The organism is Roseovarius sp. YIN77 (assembly GCF_057219155.1).
In genome coordinates, this window is record NZ_JBXVVI010000013.1 from 39439 (window position 1) to 54782 (window position 15344).

At 57.5% G+C, this 15344-nt stretch carries 14 protein-coding genes; 3 read left to right on the top strand and 11 right to left on the bottom strand.

What is annotated here, in order from left to right:
- The first annotated feature begins 50 nt into the window (after positions 1 to 50).
- The 3 genes from AC2D8P_RS11740 (at position 51) to AC2D8P_RS11750 (ending at position 3346) form a co-directional block, all read left to right on the top strand.
- Positions 51 to 965, top strand: coding sequence for a DMT family transporter (locus AC2D8P_RS11740; protein WP_484702913.1), 915 nt, complete (start codon positions 51 to 53; stop codon positions 963 to 965).
- A gap of 72 nt (positions 966 to 1037) precedes the next feature.
- Positions 1038 to 1604 carry a hemerythrin domain-containing protein gene (locus tag AC2D8P_RS11745; RefSeq protein WP_484702915.1) on the top strand — a complete coding sequence of 189 codons (567 nt, stop codon included), beginning with the start codon at positions 1038 to 1040 and terminating at the stop codon, positions 1602 to 1604.
- A gap of 119 nt (positions 1605 to 1723) precedes the next feature.
- Positions 1724 to 3346, top strand: coding sequence for a peptidoglycan-binding domain-containing protein (locus AC2D8P_RS11750; RefSeq protein ID WP_484702917.1), 1623 nt, complete (start codon positions 1724 to 1726; stop codon positions 3344 to 3346).
- A 3-nt stretch (positions 3347 to 3349) separates the two neighbouring features.
- Here AC2D8P_RS11750 and AC2D8P_RS11755 read toward each other — a convergent pair whose 3' ends face one another.
- The 11 genes from AC2D8P_RS11755 to AC2D8P_RS11805 all read right to left on the bottom strand — a co-directional run bounded on the left by AC2D8P_RS11755 (position 3350) and on the right by AC2D8P_RS11805 (position 14994).
- A complete protein-coding gene (locus tag AC2D8P_RS11755) occupies positions 3350 to 3985 on the bottom strand; it encodes a DUF924 family protein (protein ID WP_484702919.1) in 636 nt (211 codons plus the stop codon).
- A gap of 58 nt (positions 3986 to 4043) precedes the next feature.
- Positions 4044 to 4868 carry a 5-deoxy-glucuronate isomerase gene (gene iolB, locus AC2D8P_RS11760; RefSeq protein ID WP_484702921.1) on the bottom strand — a complete coding sequence of 275 codons (825 nt, stop codon included), beginning with the start codon at positions 4866 to 4868 and terminating at the stop codon, positions 4044 to 4046.
- A 39-nt stretch (positions 4869 to 4907) separates the two neighbouring features.
- A complete protein-coding gene (locus AC2D8P_RS11765; RefSeq protein WP_484702922.1) occupies positions 4908 to 6083 on the bottom strand; it encodes a phytanoyl-CoA dioxygenase family protein in 1176 nt (391 codons plus the stop codon).
- Between the two features lie 56 nt (positions 6084 to 6139).
- Positions 6140 to 7039 carry a myo-inosose-2 dehydratase gene (iolE, locus tag AC2D8P_RS11770; RefSeq protein WP_484702923.1) on the bottom strand — a complete coding sequence of 300 codons (900 nt, stop codon included), beginning with the start codon at positions 7037 to 7039 and terminating at the stop codon, positions 6140 to 6142.
- The gene (gene iolD, locus AC2D8P_RS11775) at positions 7036 to 8874 is read right to left on the bottom strand and encodes a 3D-(3,5/4)-trihydroxycyclohexane-1,2-dione acylhydrolase (decyclizing) (protein ID WP_484702924.1); all 1839 of its coding nucleotides are present in this window, start codon (positions 8872 to 8874) and stop codon (positions 7036 to 7038) included. Before iolD ends, iolE begins: the two co-directional genes overlap by 4 nt.
- Positions 8871 to 9884, bottom strand: coding sequence for an inositol 2-dehydrogenase (iolG, locus tag AC2D8P_RS11780; protein ID WP_484702926.1), 1014 nt, complete (start codon positions 9882 to 9884; stop codon positions 8871 to 8873). Before iolG ends, iolD begins: the two co-directional genes overlap by 4 nt.
- A 170-nt stretch (positions 9885 to 10054) precedes the next feature.
- Complete coding sequence (locus AC2D8P_RS11785) at positions 10055 to 11086, bottom strand: LacI family DNA-binding transcriptional regulator (protein ID WP_484702928.1); 1032 nt, start codon at positions 11084 to 11086, stop codon at positions 10055 to 10057.
- 84 nt (positions 11087 to 11170) lie between these two features.
- A complete protein-coding gene (locus AC2D8P_RS11790; protein ID WP_484702929.1) occupies positions 11171 to 11416 on the bottom strand; it encodes a MoaD/ThiS family protein in 246 nt (81 codons plus the stop codon).
- Positions 11416 to 13656 (bottom strand): xanthine dehydrogenase family protein molybdopterin-binding subunit, encoded by a 2241-nt coding sequence (locus AC2D8P_RS11795; protein ID WP_484702930.1) that lies wholly within the window; start codon positions 13654 to 13656, stop codon positions 11416 to 11418. Before AC2D8P_RS11795 ends, AC2D8P_RS11790 begins: the two co-directional genes overlap by 1 nt.
- Positions 13646 to 14134 carry a (2Fe-2S)-binding protein gene (locus tag AC2D8P_RS11800; RefSeq protein WP_484702931.1) on the bottom strand — a complete coding sequence of 163 codons (489 nt, stop codon included), beginning with the start codon at positions 14132 to 14134 and terminating at the stop codon, positions 13646 to 13648. Before AC2D8P_RS11800 ends, AC2D8P_RS11795 begins: the two co-directional genes overlap by 11 nt.
- Entirely contained in the window at positions 14131 to 14994 is an 864-nt protein-coding gene (locus AC2D8P_RS11805; protein WP_484702933.1) for an FAD binding domain-containing protein, read from the bottom strand. The genes AC2D8P_RS11800 and AC2D8P_RS11805 overlap by 4 nt, the downstream gene beginning before the upstream one ends.
- Positions 14995 to 15344 lie beyond the last annotated feature (350 nt).

Here is a 15344-nt window from a genome sequence, read left to right on the forward strand (position 1 = left end):
TCACAAGGAAGGGCGCCAGATCGGCGCCCTTCTTCTTTCAGAGGCCCCAAATGTCCGACGCCCCCGGCCTGAACAACTGGATCAAGCTGATCATGCTGGGCATGATCTGGGGCGGATCATTCATGTTTGTGACGATCGCGCTGGATGGGTTTGGTCCGATGACCATCGCGGCCAGCCGGATCACTCTGGGCGCGATATTGCTTTATCTGATCCTGCGCCTGCGCGGTGGGCATCTACCAAAAATACACAGCGAAAATGGCGGCAAAATCTGGGTTGCGGCGATCGCCATCGGATTATTCTCAAACGTTCTGCCATTTTCCCTGCTCAGCTGGGCGCAAACCTATGTCGCCTCTGGCTTTGCCGGGGTCTGCATGGCGGTTGTGCCGTTATTCGTCCTGCCGCTTGCGCATTTTCTGGTCCCGGGAGAGTCATTGAACCCGCGCAAGGCTTTGGGATTTATCGTGGGATTTATTGGGGTCGTCATCCTGATCGGTTTTGACGCGCTTTCCTCCCTGGGCAGCAATCTGGAACCCTATGCCCGGTTGGCCTGTATCGCTGCGGCGTCCTGCTATGCGATCAGTTCCATCGTCGCCCGCCTTTGCCCACAGGTTGATCTGGTTTCCTTGTCTGCAGCATCGTTGCTGGCTGGTTCTGCCATGATCGCGCCTTTTGCATTGTGGCAAGAGGGACTGCCGGACGCCCCGGAATTGTTGCCGCTGCTGTCGATCCTCTATCTGGGCGTTCTACCCACCGCCGTTTCCCAGTTGTTGCTGGTACAGGTTATTAAGTCTGCCGGTCCCAGCTTTATGTCACTGGTGAATTATCAGGTGCCAGTGTGGTCCGTTATCTTTGGCGCATTGCTGCTGAACGAAACCCTGCCACCGCAATTGGTAATTTCTCTCGCGATGATCCTCGCCGGGCTTGCACTCAGCAAGCGCCGTCGTCCGTCACAGCCTGTCCGATAATGCACAGGCCTGGTTCATCAGCGCACCATACGTGATGTTGTAACACTTTCCCGCCCTGCATAGCTGCAGCTGATGACTTACCACACATTGCCAGACAGGACCGGCCTGCCCTCGGACATGCAGGTTCTGCTTCGAGATTATCCGCGCGATGCATGGCCGGATCACCCGAACTTCGCCCGCTCTATCCAGAATTGGATGGGTGCCCATCAGATGTTTCGCCAATTGGCGGAAATGAACCAGACTGAAACAGAGCTTTACCTGCAAAACGCCCGCGACCCGCAGGAATTTGCCGGGCGATTGTCCTTTTATGGCGATCTTCTGGTGCGGAACTTGCATGGGCACCACACATGGGAAGATCGGGACTATTTCCCGGAACTGCAGGCGGCAGATCCGCGATTTTCGCATGGGTTGGACATGTTAGAAGGCGACCACCTGCAGATGGACGAAGTTCTGGATGGGTTTACCCGTCAGGCCAACCGGGTGGTGCAGCTGATCCAGCTGGATGAGGCACAAGCACGGGAAGAGGCCAGAAAACTACATGATGTCACCACCGACATTCGTGCCTTTCTGTCTCGCCACTTGGAGGATGAGGAGGATCTGATCGTTCCGATCCTGTTGCACCACAAGCTTCGCGGTTAGCCCCGCCTATGGGCGTCAACCCGCGCATTTATGCACAGACCAAGGCCCGCATTGCCAAATCCGGCACTGCGGGCCGATAATCATGCGCGTGTATATTGTAATGATGAAGGCCGGTTCCAATGCCCAGACAAATTCACCTAACCCTTGTCACGATTGCTGCCCTTCTGTGCACACCCGTAGTGGCCAAAGATGCAGCACTAATCATCAACAACTCAGAATATGAGACCCTGAAAGATTCCCGCAGCTTGCGACGCGACGACGCCCTTGTGCGGATGTTGCGCGATGCCGGATTTAACGTCACGGCGGGCCGCGATCAGTGGGCGGATGAACAGTTTGATCTGGTAGACGCATTTCGAAATGCCGCAGAAGACGCCGACCGTATCTTGATCCTGTTGCGCGGACATTTCGCCCATTCGGGTCACGAAACATGGCTGATCGGCAGCAATGGGGATGGGCTGAACGCGTTCAACATCGGGGCGCAGGCCCTGCCAGTTGGCGCGATCCTAGATATGGTGGGCGCCTTTCCCGGGGGCGCGGTCGTCCTTTTGGCCCCTTCTAATGATACACCGGGTGATCTGCCCAGATTGGCCCCGGGCCTTGGCATGCTCGACATTCCCCAAGGCGTCAGCATTGTCACCGGGCCCGCCGATCAGGTCGCGCGTCTGATCACAGGGCCGCTGTTGGAGCCGGGCCTGTCTGTGCGCAGCGCCGTTGATCAGGTTGGGCGCGAATTGGTCCTGTCCGGTTTTGCCCCTGATCGCATCCCATATATGCCGTCAGAGGGCGGGTCACTGGTGGATGAGGAAGCCGTGCATTGGCGCGTGGTTCGTTCCATGGGCAGCACCGAGGCTTATGAAAGCTATTTGCGTGCCTATCCGCGCGGTCGCTTTCAGGCAGAGGCAGAGCGCGAAATTCAGGATCTGCGCGACGCCCCATTGCGTGAGGCCGAAGCGGCTGAGCAGGCATTGGCGCTGGACCGCGAGGCGCGCAAGGAGATTCAGCGCAATCTGGCCTTGCTGGAATTTGATCCGCGCGGCATTGATGGCATCTTTGGCCGCGGCACCCGCGCCGCCATTACCCGCTGGCAATCGGCCAACGGGTATGAGGCAAACAGCTATCTTTCTCGCGAACAGATCACCCGTTTGGCGGCTGATGCCCGGACCCGCGCAGCGGAATTGGAAGAAGAGGCACGCCAACGTCGGTTGGAACAGGAACGCGAGGATCGCGATTACTGGCGCGCCACGGGGCAAAGCGGTGCAGAAACTGACCTGCGTGCCTATCTCGTCCGCTACCCGGATGGGCTCTATTCCGATATCGCGCGCGACCAGCTATCGGTGTTTGACGCCCAACGCCGGGCCGAGGCCGAGGCCGAAGAACGCGCCTATTGGGACGATATCGCCGAGGCAGACACCCCAACAGCCTATCGAGATTATCTGGAACGATACCCGGACGGCGCCTTCGTCGAGGCCGCAAATGGGCGCCTGCAAGAGCTCGAAGGGTCCGGAGTGTCTGAAGCGGAAATAGAGGCTGCGAAGCGAGAGGAAGAAACGGTCGCCCGCATCGGCGTTACCCGCGTTCTGGCCGAACGGCGACTGCGGGCGCTTGGCTTTGACCCGGGAGAGGCCGACGGGAAGCTGACGGATAAATCCCGCCAGGCGATCAGGCGCTTCCAACGGGAACAAGATCTGCCACCCACGGGGTATCTGACCCAGGACACGATGGTGCGGCTGTTGGTGAACTGACGATCAGGCCGATGATTTTTCGGCCACATGCGGGAAATCACCTGTGGCGATATAGGCCTTTTCCTCTGGGCTGGAAACGCGGCCATAGATCGGATTGCGATGCGGGTGGCGACCAAAGCGTTCGATCACCCCGCGCACGCGCTTGTTCTGTGCCCTGATCTCATCGCCCGCATAGTCAAGCGCCTCTGGCAGTTCTGAAATCAACTCTTCGCTGATCGTTTCAATCAGATCAAAGCGTTGCAGATGATCCGGCCCTTCGCAATGGCCCAACGCAATAATATAGAACAGCTTTTCCCACGATTTCAGCGCTGCGAAATGGCCATTGTTGATGCCTTCAATCACCAGCAGGTTGGCCTTGATATCCTGTGCAAAAGCACCCGGGGTATCGCGCCACAAGGACCGGGGAAATTGATCCAGAACGATCAACAGGGCCAGCCGCCCGCGCGGTGTATCCGCCCATTGGTCCAACAGCCCTTGGGCCGCTGCCTTGGTAAGCTCTGCGAAATGCGCGCAAATGTGGTCATCCACACCACCCTGCATCCGATGATTGATCCAGTCCCCAAATCGTTCCCGGTTTTCCCAAAACCCATCCTCCGGGAACCAGAAATCCAGAACTTCCTGTGGATCATAATCAGACATTCGGCCCCTCCCTTGCGCGGCAGAGTGGCCGAAGACGTATCTTACCACAAGATCGGTGTTAGGCGTCCCGCTGGGCAATCCAGTCGTGATCTGGATCATTCTTAAACCGCCATTTGCGCAGTGGGCCAGCCATGACGTTCAGATAATACATCTCGTATCCATAGGGTGCGCCGCAAGGGTGGTGGCCTTTGGGGACCAGCACCACATCGCCGTCTTTCACCGCCATGGTTTCATCCAACGCACCATCCTCGGTATACACCCGCTGAATGCCGAACCCTTGGCCCGGGTTTAGCCGGTGATAATAGGTTTCTTCCAGATAGGTCATGTTGGGAAAGTCATCTTCGTCATGACGATGGCTAGGATAGGACGACCAGTTGCCATCTGGCGTGAACACCTCTGTCACCAGCAGGCTGTCGGCCACATCGCGCCCTTCCATAGCGATATTGTTGATGTAGCGGGTGTTTTGCCCCTTTCCCCGCGGGGTCAGTTCGATTCCCTCAGGCCCTAAACGGGTGGCGGGATAGTTGCCCTTTCCGGGGGCAGAACAGACCGCCAGCACGCATTTTGTGGTGGCCGTTGCCGACCAGCTATTGTCATTCGGTACATAGGCACAATGCGGGGGCGATTTTTCAAACACGCTCATCCGGTCGCCCATTTCACCGAAATCCAGCGTGTCACAAGACAGCTGCGCCCTCCCCTCGACCAGCACCAGAATGACCTCCCGTTCACCGGTTGTCTCTGACACGGTTTCCCCCGCTTCCAAATGATAGAGGCCAAAGCCGACATAGGCCCAGTTCGGGCTTTGCGGGCCCCGGGCGGTATCCGGTCTGATATCGTGGACCTTTCCATGTGTCCCGACAGGTTGTCGCAATAAATCCGTCATCAATTCATCCTGTCTGTATGCAGTTTCTGGCGCAACACATCACGCCGCCCGACGGGCCGCCTGATCATCTAACGCAGCGTTCATCTGATCCACCGACATCCCTGACTGCAATCCGCCAAGGATCAGCCCCGCCTGTGATTGCGGGGCCAGCCCACCCACCGGCGGATCCCGATCCAAATTCGTAGGGAAGGAGTACCCTTCGGCACAGGCCCCGATGGTCGCATTGATTTCAGATGGTGTCATATCCTGACTGACAACCAGCAGTGCTTGATACAAAGCCTTGCACATGGTCAGCCGATCCACGCTTTCCATCGCCCGACCAAAGGCAGATGAGACCTGCAACAGGTTTGCCATCCGGTGAATGTCATCGCTTGTATTGGCCCCTGCCGCATGAAACAGAGCGGGGTTGAAAAAGACCGCATCGCCCTTGGCCAATGGCAGTTGAACGTAGGTCTGTTCAAAATAGGCACGGAAGTCGTCATGCCGCCACGCCACATAGCCGGGCCGGTAGAGCTGTGAGAACGGCAAGAGTTTTGTCGGGCCGCTTTCTATCGGCATATCAGTATGCGCCACTGCCCCTTGCAAGGTCAGGGCCGCGGACAGGTCATGCATATGCGCGGGATAGTCTTCGGCAATTTCTGCCGATTGGAACCCAAGATGATAGTCCCGATGCGCCTGCTGTGCCGCCCCGCCCGGACGTACCTGATTGATCTGCGCGGTCATCTGGTAATTCGGGCCCAACCACGCCTCACACACCGCAGCAATCGCCGTATTGCCGAAATAGCGGGCAAAAACGGCCGCGTCCTTCAGGCACAACTTTTGCAGGGAATTCCAGATCCGATCATTGGCCCCGGCCGTGGCAAAATGATCGGCCCCGCCACCTGATGCCTCGCGTTCTTCCGCGATGATTTGAGTGTAGATTTTCGAGGCTGCATCTATGGGCGTTGTATCGGTATAGGCTGATTTTAAAACCAACACCCCGGCCGATTGCCCCAGAACCCGGGCCCATTCCGTCAGGATCGCACGGCGTTCGTCGGGATCATCCAGTTTGGCGTGCAACGTTGGTATGTCATAGATCGGAATGTTCTTTTGCACATCTGCAGCAAATGGCACAGCACCCTGTGTCAGGCTTTGCGACGTCAACACCTTGAATTCATCCAGATCGCAGGATTCGTGATCAAAATACCCTATATATTCAAGTTGTTGATCCACCATGTGGTATCCTTCTTCGATGGAGGTTTTCTACACGCCGTGCGTTTGTATTTTTTAAATCATCCCAGCCCTATTTGGGCGGCCGAAGCCTTAAGTGATCGAAGACCCATTGTCTGGTATTTCAGCGGATTGTGTTGGACCGGATCTTGCTCTGCCTCGATCACGATCCAGCCGTCATAGTCGTGGCTCTTCAGGATTGACAACAATGGGTCGAAATCAATCCCGCCTTCGGGATCGCCCGGCACGGTAAATACGCCCGCGCGCACGCCGTCCATGAAGGTCAACCCATTGTCACGCACATTTCGCATCACATCGGGGCGTACGTTTTTGGCGTGAAAATGCACCACGCGATCGGCATATTTTTGCAGCATCGGGGCGGGGTCTTGCCCGTTCGATCCAAAATAGTAATGCCCACTGTCAAACAGCATCTTTGTTGCCGGGCCGGTCGCCGCCATGAAGGCATCGATTTCGTCAGGCGTTTCGACGACGGTGCCAACATGGTGATGAAACGCCAGCGTGATCCCCTGATCCGCGCAGTATGTGGCGATCTCTTCCACTTTTGCGCCAAGATCAGCCATCTCCGCAGGCGACAATACCGCCTTATCATTCACGGGCACATCCAGACCTTGGACAGAATTCGAGGTCTCGCAGGCAATGCACACCTTGCATCCATTGTGTTTCAGCTTGTCCAACTGCGGCTGGATCGCAGCCTTTTCATGCTCGACCGAGTTCACAAGCAGGTTCAGCGAATGCCAGCCAGAAATGTATTTCAGCCCATAGCCCGCCAGAAGGGCGCGCAAGGCCTCTGGATCATCCTGCGGCCAGCGATGACCGTTTTCGATCCCGTCAAAACCGATATCACGTGTCTCGCTCAGGATCTGTTCGGTCGGGATATGGGCGCCCAGGGTCTGATCATCGTCATTGGCCCAGGCGATGGGATTGGCACCATACAAAATCATTTGTCGTTACGTTCCTTCAATGCAGCCTCGTATGCGGCACGTTTTTCGCGCACCTCGGCGCGCTCTGACACCTCGGGTACGGCGACCTCCCACCAACTGCCGCCGGCTTCGGTCGATGGGTAGGGGTCTGTGTCAACGACGATCACCTCAACACCTTTGCCGGTGCGATTTGCCAAGGCTGTTTCCAGCTCTGCAATAGTGGAAACTTTCTGCGACTTCGCCCCCATCGATTCAGAGTGTTTGACGAAATCAATGGCCGAGGCCTGTTCATGCACCGCATGATCCAGAAGATTGTTAAATTCCGCCCCGCCCGTGCCCATCTGCAACCGGTTGATACAGCCAAACCCGCGATTGTCTGTCACGATAATGGTGAAATCGATCCCCATCATCACCGCCGTGGCCAGTTCGGAATTGGCCATCATATAGGTGCCATCGCCGGTGAAACAGATCACATCGCGGTCGGGCTGGGCCATCTTGATGCCCATGGCGCCTGCGATTTCATACCCCATGCAGGAAAACCCATATTCCATGTGATAGGCGCCGGGGCCGGAGGCCTTCCACAGTTTGTGCAACTCGCCGGGCATGGTGCCCGCAGCACACATCACCACGGTTTTGTCTGTCGCCGCGCGCTGCACGGCCCCGACCACCTGCATATCAGTGGGCAAGGCGTTGCCCTCTCCCGGGGTTGTTGTCACGGCATCGACTGCGGCGTACCAGTCGGGCTTTAGATCTGCATTGATCGCATGGCCGCGATACCCCTCCAAACCCGCATTCAGGGCCTTCAACCCTTCGCGCGCATCGGCCACCAGTGACAAGGCGCCGTGTTTGATACTGTCATAGGGCTGGATGTTCAGGGCCACGATCTGTCGATCAGGATGCTTGAACAGTGACCACGACCCGGTGGTAAAGTCCTGAAAACGCGTCCCAATTCCGATCACAATATCTGCGTCACCGCAGAGCGCATTGGCGCTGCTGGATCCTGTCACGCCGACTGGGCCATAAGCCATCGGGTGATCCCATGCCAGTGCCCCCTTGCCAGCCTGCGTTTCGACCACCGGAATGTTATGGGTGCTGGCAAATTCTGCCAGCTGATCGCAGGCGTCCGAATAGAGCACCCCGCCGCCCGCCACGATCACTGGGTTTTTCGCAGCTTTAATCGCCGCCAATACCCGTGCCAGTTCACCCGTATCCGGGGCCGGACGGCGTGTGATCCAGGTGCGCGGCTCAAACAGGCTGGCAGGATAATCATAAGCCTCCGCCTGCGTATCCTGACAGAAGGCCAGCGTCACCGGCCCACAATCCGCCGGGTCGGTCAGGGTGCGAAAGGCCCGCGGCAAAGCGGTGATCAGATGTTCGGGCCGCGATATCCTGTCAAAATACCGGCTGACCGGGCGGAATGTGTCATTGGCACTGATGGTGCCATCGGCAAAAACTTCGGGTTGTTGCAAAACCGGGTCAGGTCCGCGACTGGCGAAGACATCACCGGGGATCAGTAAAACCGGCAACCGGTTCACATGGGCCAATGCCGCTGCGGTGACCATATTGGTGGCCCCGGGACCGATAGAGGATGTCACCGCCATCGCCCGTTTGCGCCGCATCTGTTTGGCATAGGCAATCGCACAATGGGCCATGGTTTGTTCATTGTGGCCGCGATAGGTGGGCAGGCGGTCCTTGGCATGCCACAGCGCCTCCCCCAGCCCGGCGACATTGCCGTGCCCGAAAATTGCCCAGACCCCTTCGATGATCCGGTCGCCATCTTCGTTGAACTGGTTCTCAATAAAACGCACCGACGCCTGTGCGGCGGTCAATCGTATGGTTTTCTCAGCACTCATCATTCACCCCCAGATATCTCTGACATTTGCACTGTCCGCCCTTCGGCCACAGATTTCAACGCCGCCTCAGCCAAGGCCAGCGCCTGCAACCCGTCCGCGCCTGTCGGAGAAATCTTTGCCCCGTCCCGGATGGCCGCGACAAAGGCACTGACCTCTGCGGCATAGGCCTCTGTATAACGGGTCATGAAAAAATCGTGCAGGGGCGGGCGGGTATAACCTTGCGCATTTGCCACCTCGATCGAAACCGGTCGCTGATTTTCCGCGGCAATCATGCCGTCTGAACCGTGCACCTCGATCCGTTGGTCATAGCCATAGGTGGCCCGGCGTGAATTCAGGATCGTACATTGCTTGCCGCTGGCGGTGGTCAGCATCACGGTGGCAGTGTCAAAGTCATTGTGTTCCGCGACCTTTGGATCAACCAGCACAGATGCGGTGGCCTGAACTGTTGCGATCTCTTCCCCCAACAAAAACCGGGCCATGTCAAAGTCATGGATCGTCATATCCCGAAAGATCCCACCAGATACATCGATATAGTCAAATGGCGGCAGCCCGGGATCACGAGAGGTAATGGTGATTTGTTCAACAGCACCAATCTGGCCCTGGGCAATTGCATCGCGGACTGCTGCAAAATGCGGGTCAAAGCGACGATTGAACCCCAGCATCAGCCGGGCATCTGTCTGTTGAACCATGGACAAGCAGGATTTTACCCGCATCATATCCAGATCAATCGGTTTTTCGCAAAAGATCGCCTTACCCGCCCGGGCAAAACGTTCGATCAGATCGGCATGGGTGTTGGTCGGTGTGCAAATGATCACCGCGTCAACTTCATCCGATGCCTCGACATGGTTAAGGTCGCGGATGGTACAGTCATATTGATCGGCAATCCCCTGTGCGGCCGCGTCAAATGCATCGGTGACTGACACCAACTCTGCATCAGGATTGGCGACGATTGCAGCGGCGTGCACCTTCCCGATCCGCCCTGCCCCTAACAAAGCCATTCTGATCTTGGTCATTTCGATCCCCAAATATTTGCAACCGCCCAGACATTCCAATGCCTCCGTATTCAGGCACAGTGTCTTATCCTTGGTGGCAGACAGAAGGGGAGGTATTCAATCTGAATTCTTAAGCAATCACATCAACCCTGATGCAATCCAACGGGGAATCATGATGTAATTACATCAAACTACAGAGACTCTGGAACATACAGCTCCGGTTGCAGGAAAATCTGACGGTTTTCACTGCGCCCCGTCGTCTCTGCCGCCTTCATCATTAATTGCACCGCCGCATCACACAGGGCAGAGACAGGTGTGTTGTTGATCACAGAGACATACCCATCCTGCAAAGCCCGGCCGGACACATCTGTCAGCTCATTCACCACCATGGCCACATCACCCGGGGCTCGGGCTTCTCGCAAGGCCTCAATCGCACCCTCCATGCCGCCACCGGCGACAAATATACCGCGCAGATCGCTGTGGCGCTGCAACAGATCCAGAGTCGCCTCATATGTCACATTACGGGTTTCCAGGTTCACCAGTGTTTCCAACAGTTCAAACTCGGGTGCTTGTTCGCGAAAATAGCTCCGGAATCCAGTTTCCCGCAGTTCGTGACCGTGCCAGCGGCTGCCCCCGACAAAGACTGCAACCTTGCCTGTGGAGCGGGCCAGGTTGCAAATCGCCCATCCCGCCATACGCCCAATCTTCATATTATTCAGGCCGATATAGCTGTTGCGCACGCCTTGCGCAAAATCGTTCATCAGGGCAAAGACGGGCACCCCTCGATCCGCCAAAGTACTGACCGCGCGCGTCGTTTCATGATGATTGACCGTGGTCGCCGCAACCACGTGATTGCGCCGCCCCAATTCCATCAACAAACGCGCTTGTTCCTCTGGGTCCTGAGACCGGGCAAAGACAATCTCTGCCCGCCCCCGCGCGTTGGGATATGCGTTGACACTGACTTCGAACACCCGGGCGAGACGCTGATAAAATTCCTGATTTTCCTTTTGCAAAAGCAATCCCAACCGTCGCTCTGGCAGGTCTGATCTCAACCGCTCCCGGATCAGGGCGGCGGCGTGATATCCCACCTTTTCGGCGGCGCCATAGACCTTTTGTGCCGTGGCGGCCTGCACATTACCGCGCCCGTTTAGAACCCGGTCAACGGTCGCGGTTCCAACCCCGGCAGTGCGGGCAATATCTGCGATTGTGGCACGGTGGGCCATGGGGCACCCAATGATCTGATGATGTAATTCACATCATCCTCCACGATGGATGGCAATGTCAATCCAGCTGTCTGAACTGTTCGGTTATCCGCCAACCATATAGGGCATCAGTACAATTTCCTGATCTTCGCGCACCGGGGTGAACCACGCATCGCGATAGATCACCCCATCTACGGCAAAGGACACGCCGCGCTTGATCTGCGGGGCAAGTCCAGGGTGTCGGGCGGCCAAGCCGTCTAACACCTCTTTCAGATTGCGCGCCTCAAGCTCTACCATCTCGTCACCACCCGCGAGCGAGCGCAAAGAACCCCAGAGCTTGACCCGAACCATTAGCCCTTGATCGCCTTCAGAACCTTGGGCGGCGACATCGGCAGTTCGAAAAGTCGCTTGCCAATCGCCCGCGACACGGCGTTTGACAGGGCCGCCAATGGTGGCACGATTGGGGTTTCGCCAACACCACGCACCCCGTAAGGGTGGCCTGGATTGGGAATTTCCAAGATGACCGTATCGATCATCGGCAGGTCAGAGGCGACAGGAACCCGGTAATCCAGGAAAATCGGGTTTTGCAGGCGCCCGTCCTTCCCATAGATATATTCCTCGTTCAGAGCCCAGCCGATCCCCTGAACCGCTCCGCCCTGCATCTGCCCCTCGACATAGTCGGGATGCACGGCTTTGCCCGCGTCCTGGAACACTGTGTAGCGCACAACTTTGGTGTATCCCGTTTCAGGGTCCACCTCTGCATCGGCGATATGGACACCAAAGCTGACACCGGCGCCATCAGCGTTGCATTCGAAATGCCCGGCAATCGGCCCGCCCGTGTTGTGGGAAATCGCAGCAACGTCCGCCAGCGCCATTGGATCATGCTGCCCGGCATTGGGGCCAGCCGGATGCACGGCACCGTCTTTCCACTCAACGGCCTCTTCCTCCAACCCCCAGATATTCGCAACCCGGCGGCACATTTCACGCTTGGCGGCGCGGGCGGCTTCTATCGTGGCCAGACCAACGGCAAAGGTTACCCGGCTGCCATCGGTGGTGTCGTTATAGCCCAGCGAATTGGTGTCGGTCACAACCGTGCGCACCTTTTCATATGGGATTTCCAACTCTTCCGCCGCCATCATCGAAATCGAGGCGCGGGAGCCGCCAATATCCGGGTTGCCCTCCGTGACACCCACGGTGCCATCGGTGTTCAGGTTCAGAGTGACACAGGTGTTGCCGCCAAAGTTGAACCAGAAACCACAGGAAATCCCCCGGCCCTGATTTTCACCCAAGGGGGCGGAATAATGCGGATGCTCTTTCGCGGCCTCCAGTGTGGCTACCAACCCGATATCGGGGAAGGTCGGCCCGTAAGAGGACAGCGTCCCAGCGCGGGCCGCGTTTTTCAGGCGCACATCCAGCGGATCAAGGCTCAGTTCTTGACACAACTCATCCACCACGCTTTCGACCGCATAAATCGCCATTGGTGCCCCGGGGGCGCGATAGGCGGCCTCTTTCGGGCGGTTGGTCATGACGCTCAAGCCATGGGTGCGCACGGCCTCCAGATCATAGGCGGCAAAGGCGGCTTGCGCGCCAAATTGCACAGTCCCATTTGGAAACGCCCCGGCCTGATAGCGCAATGTTGCATCCGCCGCAGTGATCCGGCCATCCTTGGTCATGCCGATTTTCACATCGGTGGCCGAAGATACGGTTGGTCCTGTGGCACGGAACACCTCTGACCGGGTCATGACCAGTTTCACCGGACGCCCGGATTTCTTGGCCAAGGCCAAAGCAACAGGTTCCGCCCATACGGTCGTCTTGCCACCAAATCCACCACCGATTTCAGAGGCGGTGACCCGCAACTGACTTGCCTCCATCCCCAAAATTTCGGCGCAAAGTTCACGAATATAAAACTGCCCCTGCGTGCACAGCCACAGCTCCCCCTTACCATCGGCATTCATCGACGCCAGACAGGCATGAGGTTCGATGTAACCCTGATGGGTCGCGGCGGTTTCAAAGCTGCGTTCGATAACGATGTCGGCCTTGGCAAAACCCGCGTCCAGATCGCCGTGACCAAATTCATAGAACCGGCACACGTTTTCAGAAAACCCGGCAGGGACATTTTCATCTGCGCGGCCAGACAGAACCACCGGGGCGTCGGGCGCCATTGCCGCGTCAACATCGGTGACATGAGGTAAAAGTTCGTATTCCACCTCGATCAGTTTGACAGCAGCTTTTGCCACCTCTGTCGTAGTGGCAGCCACGCCGGCAATGGCGTGACCGTCATAAAGCACCTTGTCACGTGCCAGCACATTGTCACGCACATCGCAGACGGACTCATCCTCGATCGCATCGGAAAAATCGGCATTGGTGACAATCGCCTTCACCCCGGGCAGAGCCTCTGCCTTGGAGGTATCGATACTGACAATACGGGCATGGGGATGTGGGCTGCGCAGGATTTGCGCATGCAACATGCCGGGGGCAAAGGCATCCGCGCCATAAAGCGCCTTGCCGGTGACCTTATCGATGCCTTCGGGGCGGCGTGGTCGGGTGCCTACGACCTTGAACTCTCGCTTCGGCTGATGATCAAGCGCCATGGGATTCACCTCTCATCTCTGCGGCCGCGTGCTGGACGGCTCTGATAATCTTGTCATATCCGGTGCAACGGCACAGATTGCCCGCCAGCCAATACCGAAGTTCCTCATCGGTCGGGTCTGGATTTTCATCCAGCAAAGCCTTGGCCGCCACCAAAATGCCGGGCGTACAGATCCCGCATTGCAGCGCGGCCTTGTCCAGAAACGCCTCTTGCAGCGGATGCAGGGCGTCGGCGTCTGCCATGCCCTCGATCGTGGTAATCTCTGCACCTTCTGTCTCGGCGCCCAGCACCAGGCAGGAACAGACCAGTCGGCCATTCATCGTTACGCTGCAGGCGCCGCAATCGCCGGTTCCGCAGCCCTCTTTGGCGCCGGTCAGGCCCAGACGGTTGCGCAAAACGTCCAGCAAGGTTTCCCCGGCGCCGCAGATAAATTCATGCGTGTCGCCGTTGATTGTTGTTGTCACTACATGTCTGCTCATGCTGCATCTCCTGCGCGCTGATAGGCGATCTTTGCCGCGCGTTTGGCCATGACCCCGGCCACCTGGGTGCGGAACTCTATCGTACCGCGTTTGTCATCAATTGGGTTGCACGCTGCCTCGCAGGCCGAGGCCAGCGCCGCAAGCGCTGTATCGTCCAACTTGCTGCCTATGATCGCGTCTGCCGCCTCTGGCACCAAAACCACGGTCGGGGCCACGGCACCCAGCGACACGCGCGCGACAGCGACTGTGCCATCGGCATCCAAAGTCAGGCTAACCCCGGCAGAAGCCACGGCGATATCCATTTCAGTTCTTGGGATGAAGCGCAGATAAGCATCGCCAGACCGTTCGGGGCGCGCAGGGAGAAAGACAGAGCTGATGAACTCGCCCTTGGCCAATGAATTGCGGCCCGGCCCAACGGGGATATCCATCACCGAACAATCGCGGGCACCCTCGGGGCCCTCGACCCGCACCACTGCATCGGCAGCCACCAAGGCCGGTACGCTGTCAGCGGCGGGGGAGCCATTACATAGGTTGCCCACCATGGTGCAGCGGCCCTGCACTTGGGTCGATCCGATCAGCTGTGTCGCCTCGACTACGCCAGGCCAGGCAGCGGCCAGACCAGCATGTTCGCTTAGCGCGGCCCCAGGGACAGTTGCGCCAACGCGCAGGCCACCGTTTTCTTCGGTGATTTCACCGATTCCGGGGATCGATTTGATATCCACCACCAAATCAGGTGACAGAATATCCGATTTCATCTGCACCAGCAGATCCGTTCCACCCGCCAAAACATACGCGCGGCCAGACGCATCAGCGAGCCGCTGCGACGCTTCTGCGGCGGTCGTAACTTGCACAAATTCCAAGATTATTCTCCTCGTTTTGCGGATCGTGACGGGATGATTCCCTCCGGCACGGCGCTCCACATTTTGGGCGCACTATTGCACTGGAAACTGAGTCGCTAAACCCCCAATTTTCGCACGATTCGACATCCGACTCGTGAAATGATGCACCCTGCCCCAGGTTTGGCGCATTCCATCAGGATTTGCCCGAATTGAGACACTGTTTGCGGCGGACAGATCGATTGTCGCCACAAACAAGTTCAATTTGACCCGAAACTGATACCAAAAGACAACTGGTTCCAAAGCACCTCATGCCTTAAATTTTAAGAGTAAGTTAAGTAAATGGTTCACAACGTAACAAGTACCCGTAACCA

Excerpts from the sequence above, each read along its gene's own strand:
- AC2D8P_RS11740 (WP_484702913.1), top strand. The coding sequence starts at position 51 with ATGTCCGACGCCCCCGGCCTGAACAACTGGATCAAGCTGATCATGCTG.
- AC2D8P_RS11745 (WP_484702915.1), top strand. The coding sequence starts at position 1,038 with ATGACTTACCACACATTGCCAGACAGGACCGGCCTGCCCTCGGACATG.
- AC2D8P_RS11750 (WP_484702917.1), top strand. The coding sequence starts at position 1,724 with ATGCCCAGACAAATTCACCTAACCCTTGTCACGATTGCTGCCCTTCTG.
- AC2D8P_RS11755 (WP_484702919.1), bottom strand. The coding sequence starts at position 3,985 with ATGTCTGATTATGATCCACAGGAAGTTCTGGATTTCTGGTTCCCGGAG.
- iolB (WP_484702921.1), bottom strand. The coding sequence starts at position 4,868 with ATGACGGATTTATTGCGACAACCTGTCGGGACACATGGAAAGGTCCAC.
- AC2D8P_RS11765 (WP_484702922.1), bottom strand. The coding sequence starts at position 6,083 with ATGGTGGATCAACAACTTGAATATATAGGGTATTTTGATCACGAATCC.
- iolE (WP_484702923.1), bottom strand. The coding sequence starts at position 7,039 with ATGATTTTGTATGGTGCCAATCCCATCGCCTGGGCCAATGACGATGAT.
- iolD (WP_484702924.1), bottom strand. The coding sequence starts at position 8,874 with ATGATGAGTGCTGAGAAAACCATACGATTGACCGCCGCACAGGCGTCG.
- iolG (WP_484702926.1), bottom strand. The coding sequence starts at position 9,884 with ATGACCAAGATCAGAATGGCTTTGTTAGGGGCAGGGCGGATCGGGAAG.
- AC2D8P_RS11785 (WP_484702928.1), bottom strand. The coding sequence starts at position 11,086 with ATGGCCCACCGTGCCACAATCGCAGATATTGCCCGCACTGCCGGGGTT.
- AC2D8P_RS11790 (WP_484702929.1), bottom strand. The coding sequence starts at position 11,416 with ATGGTTCGGGTCAAGCTCTGGGGTTCTTTGCGCTCGCTCGCGGGTGGT.
- AC2D8P_RS11795 (WP_484702930.1), bottom strand. The coding sequence starts at position 13,656 with ATGGCGCTTGATCATCAGCCGAAGCGAGAGTTCAAGGTCGTAGGCACC.
- AC2D8P_RS11800 (WP_484702931.1), bottom strand. The coding sequence starts at position 14,134 with ATGAGCAGACATGTAGTGACAACAACAATCAACGGCGACACGCATGAA.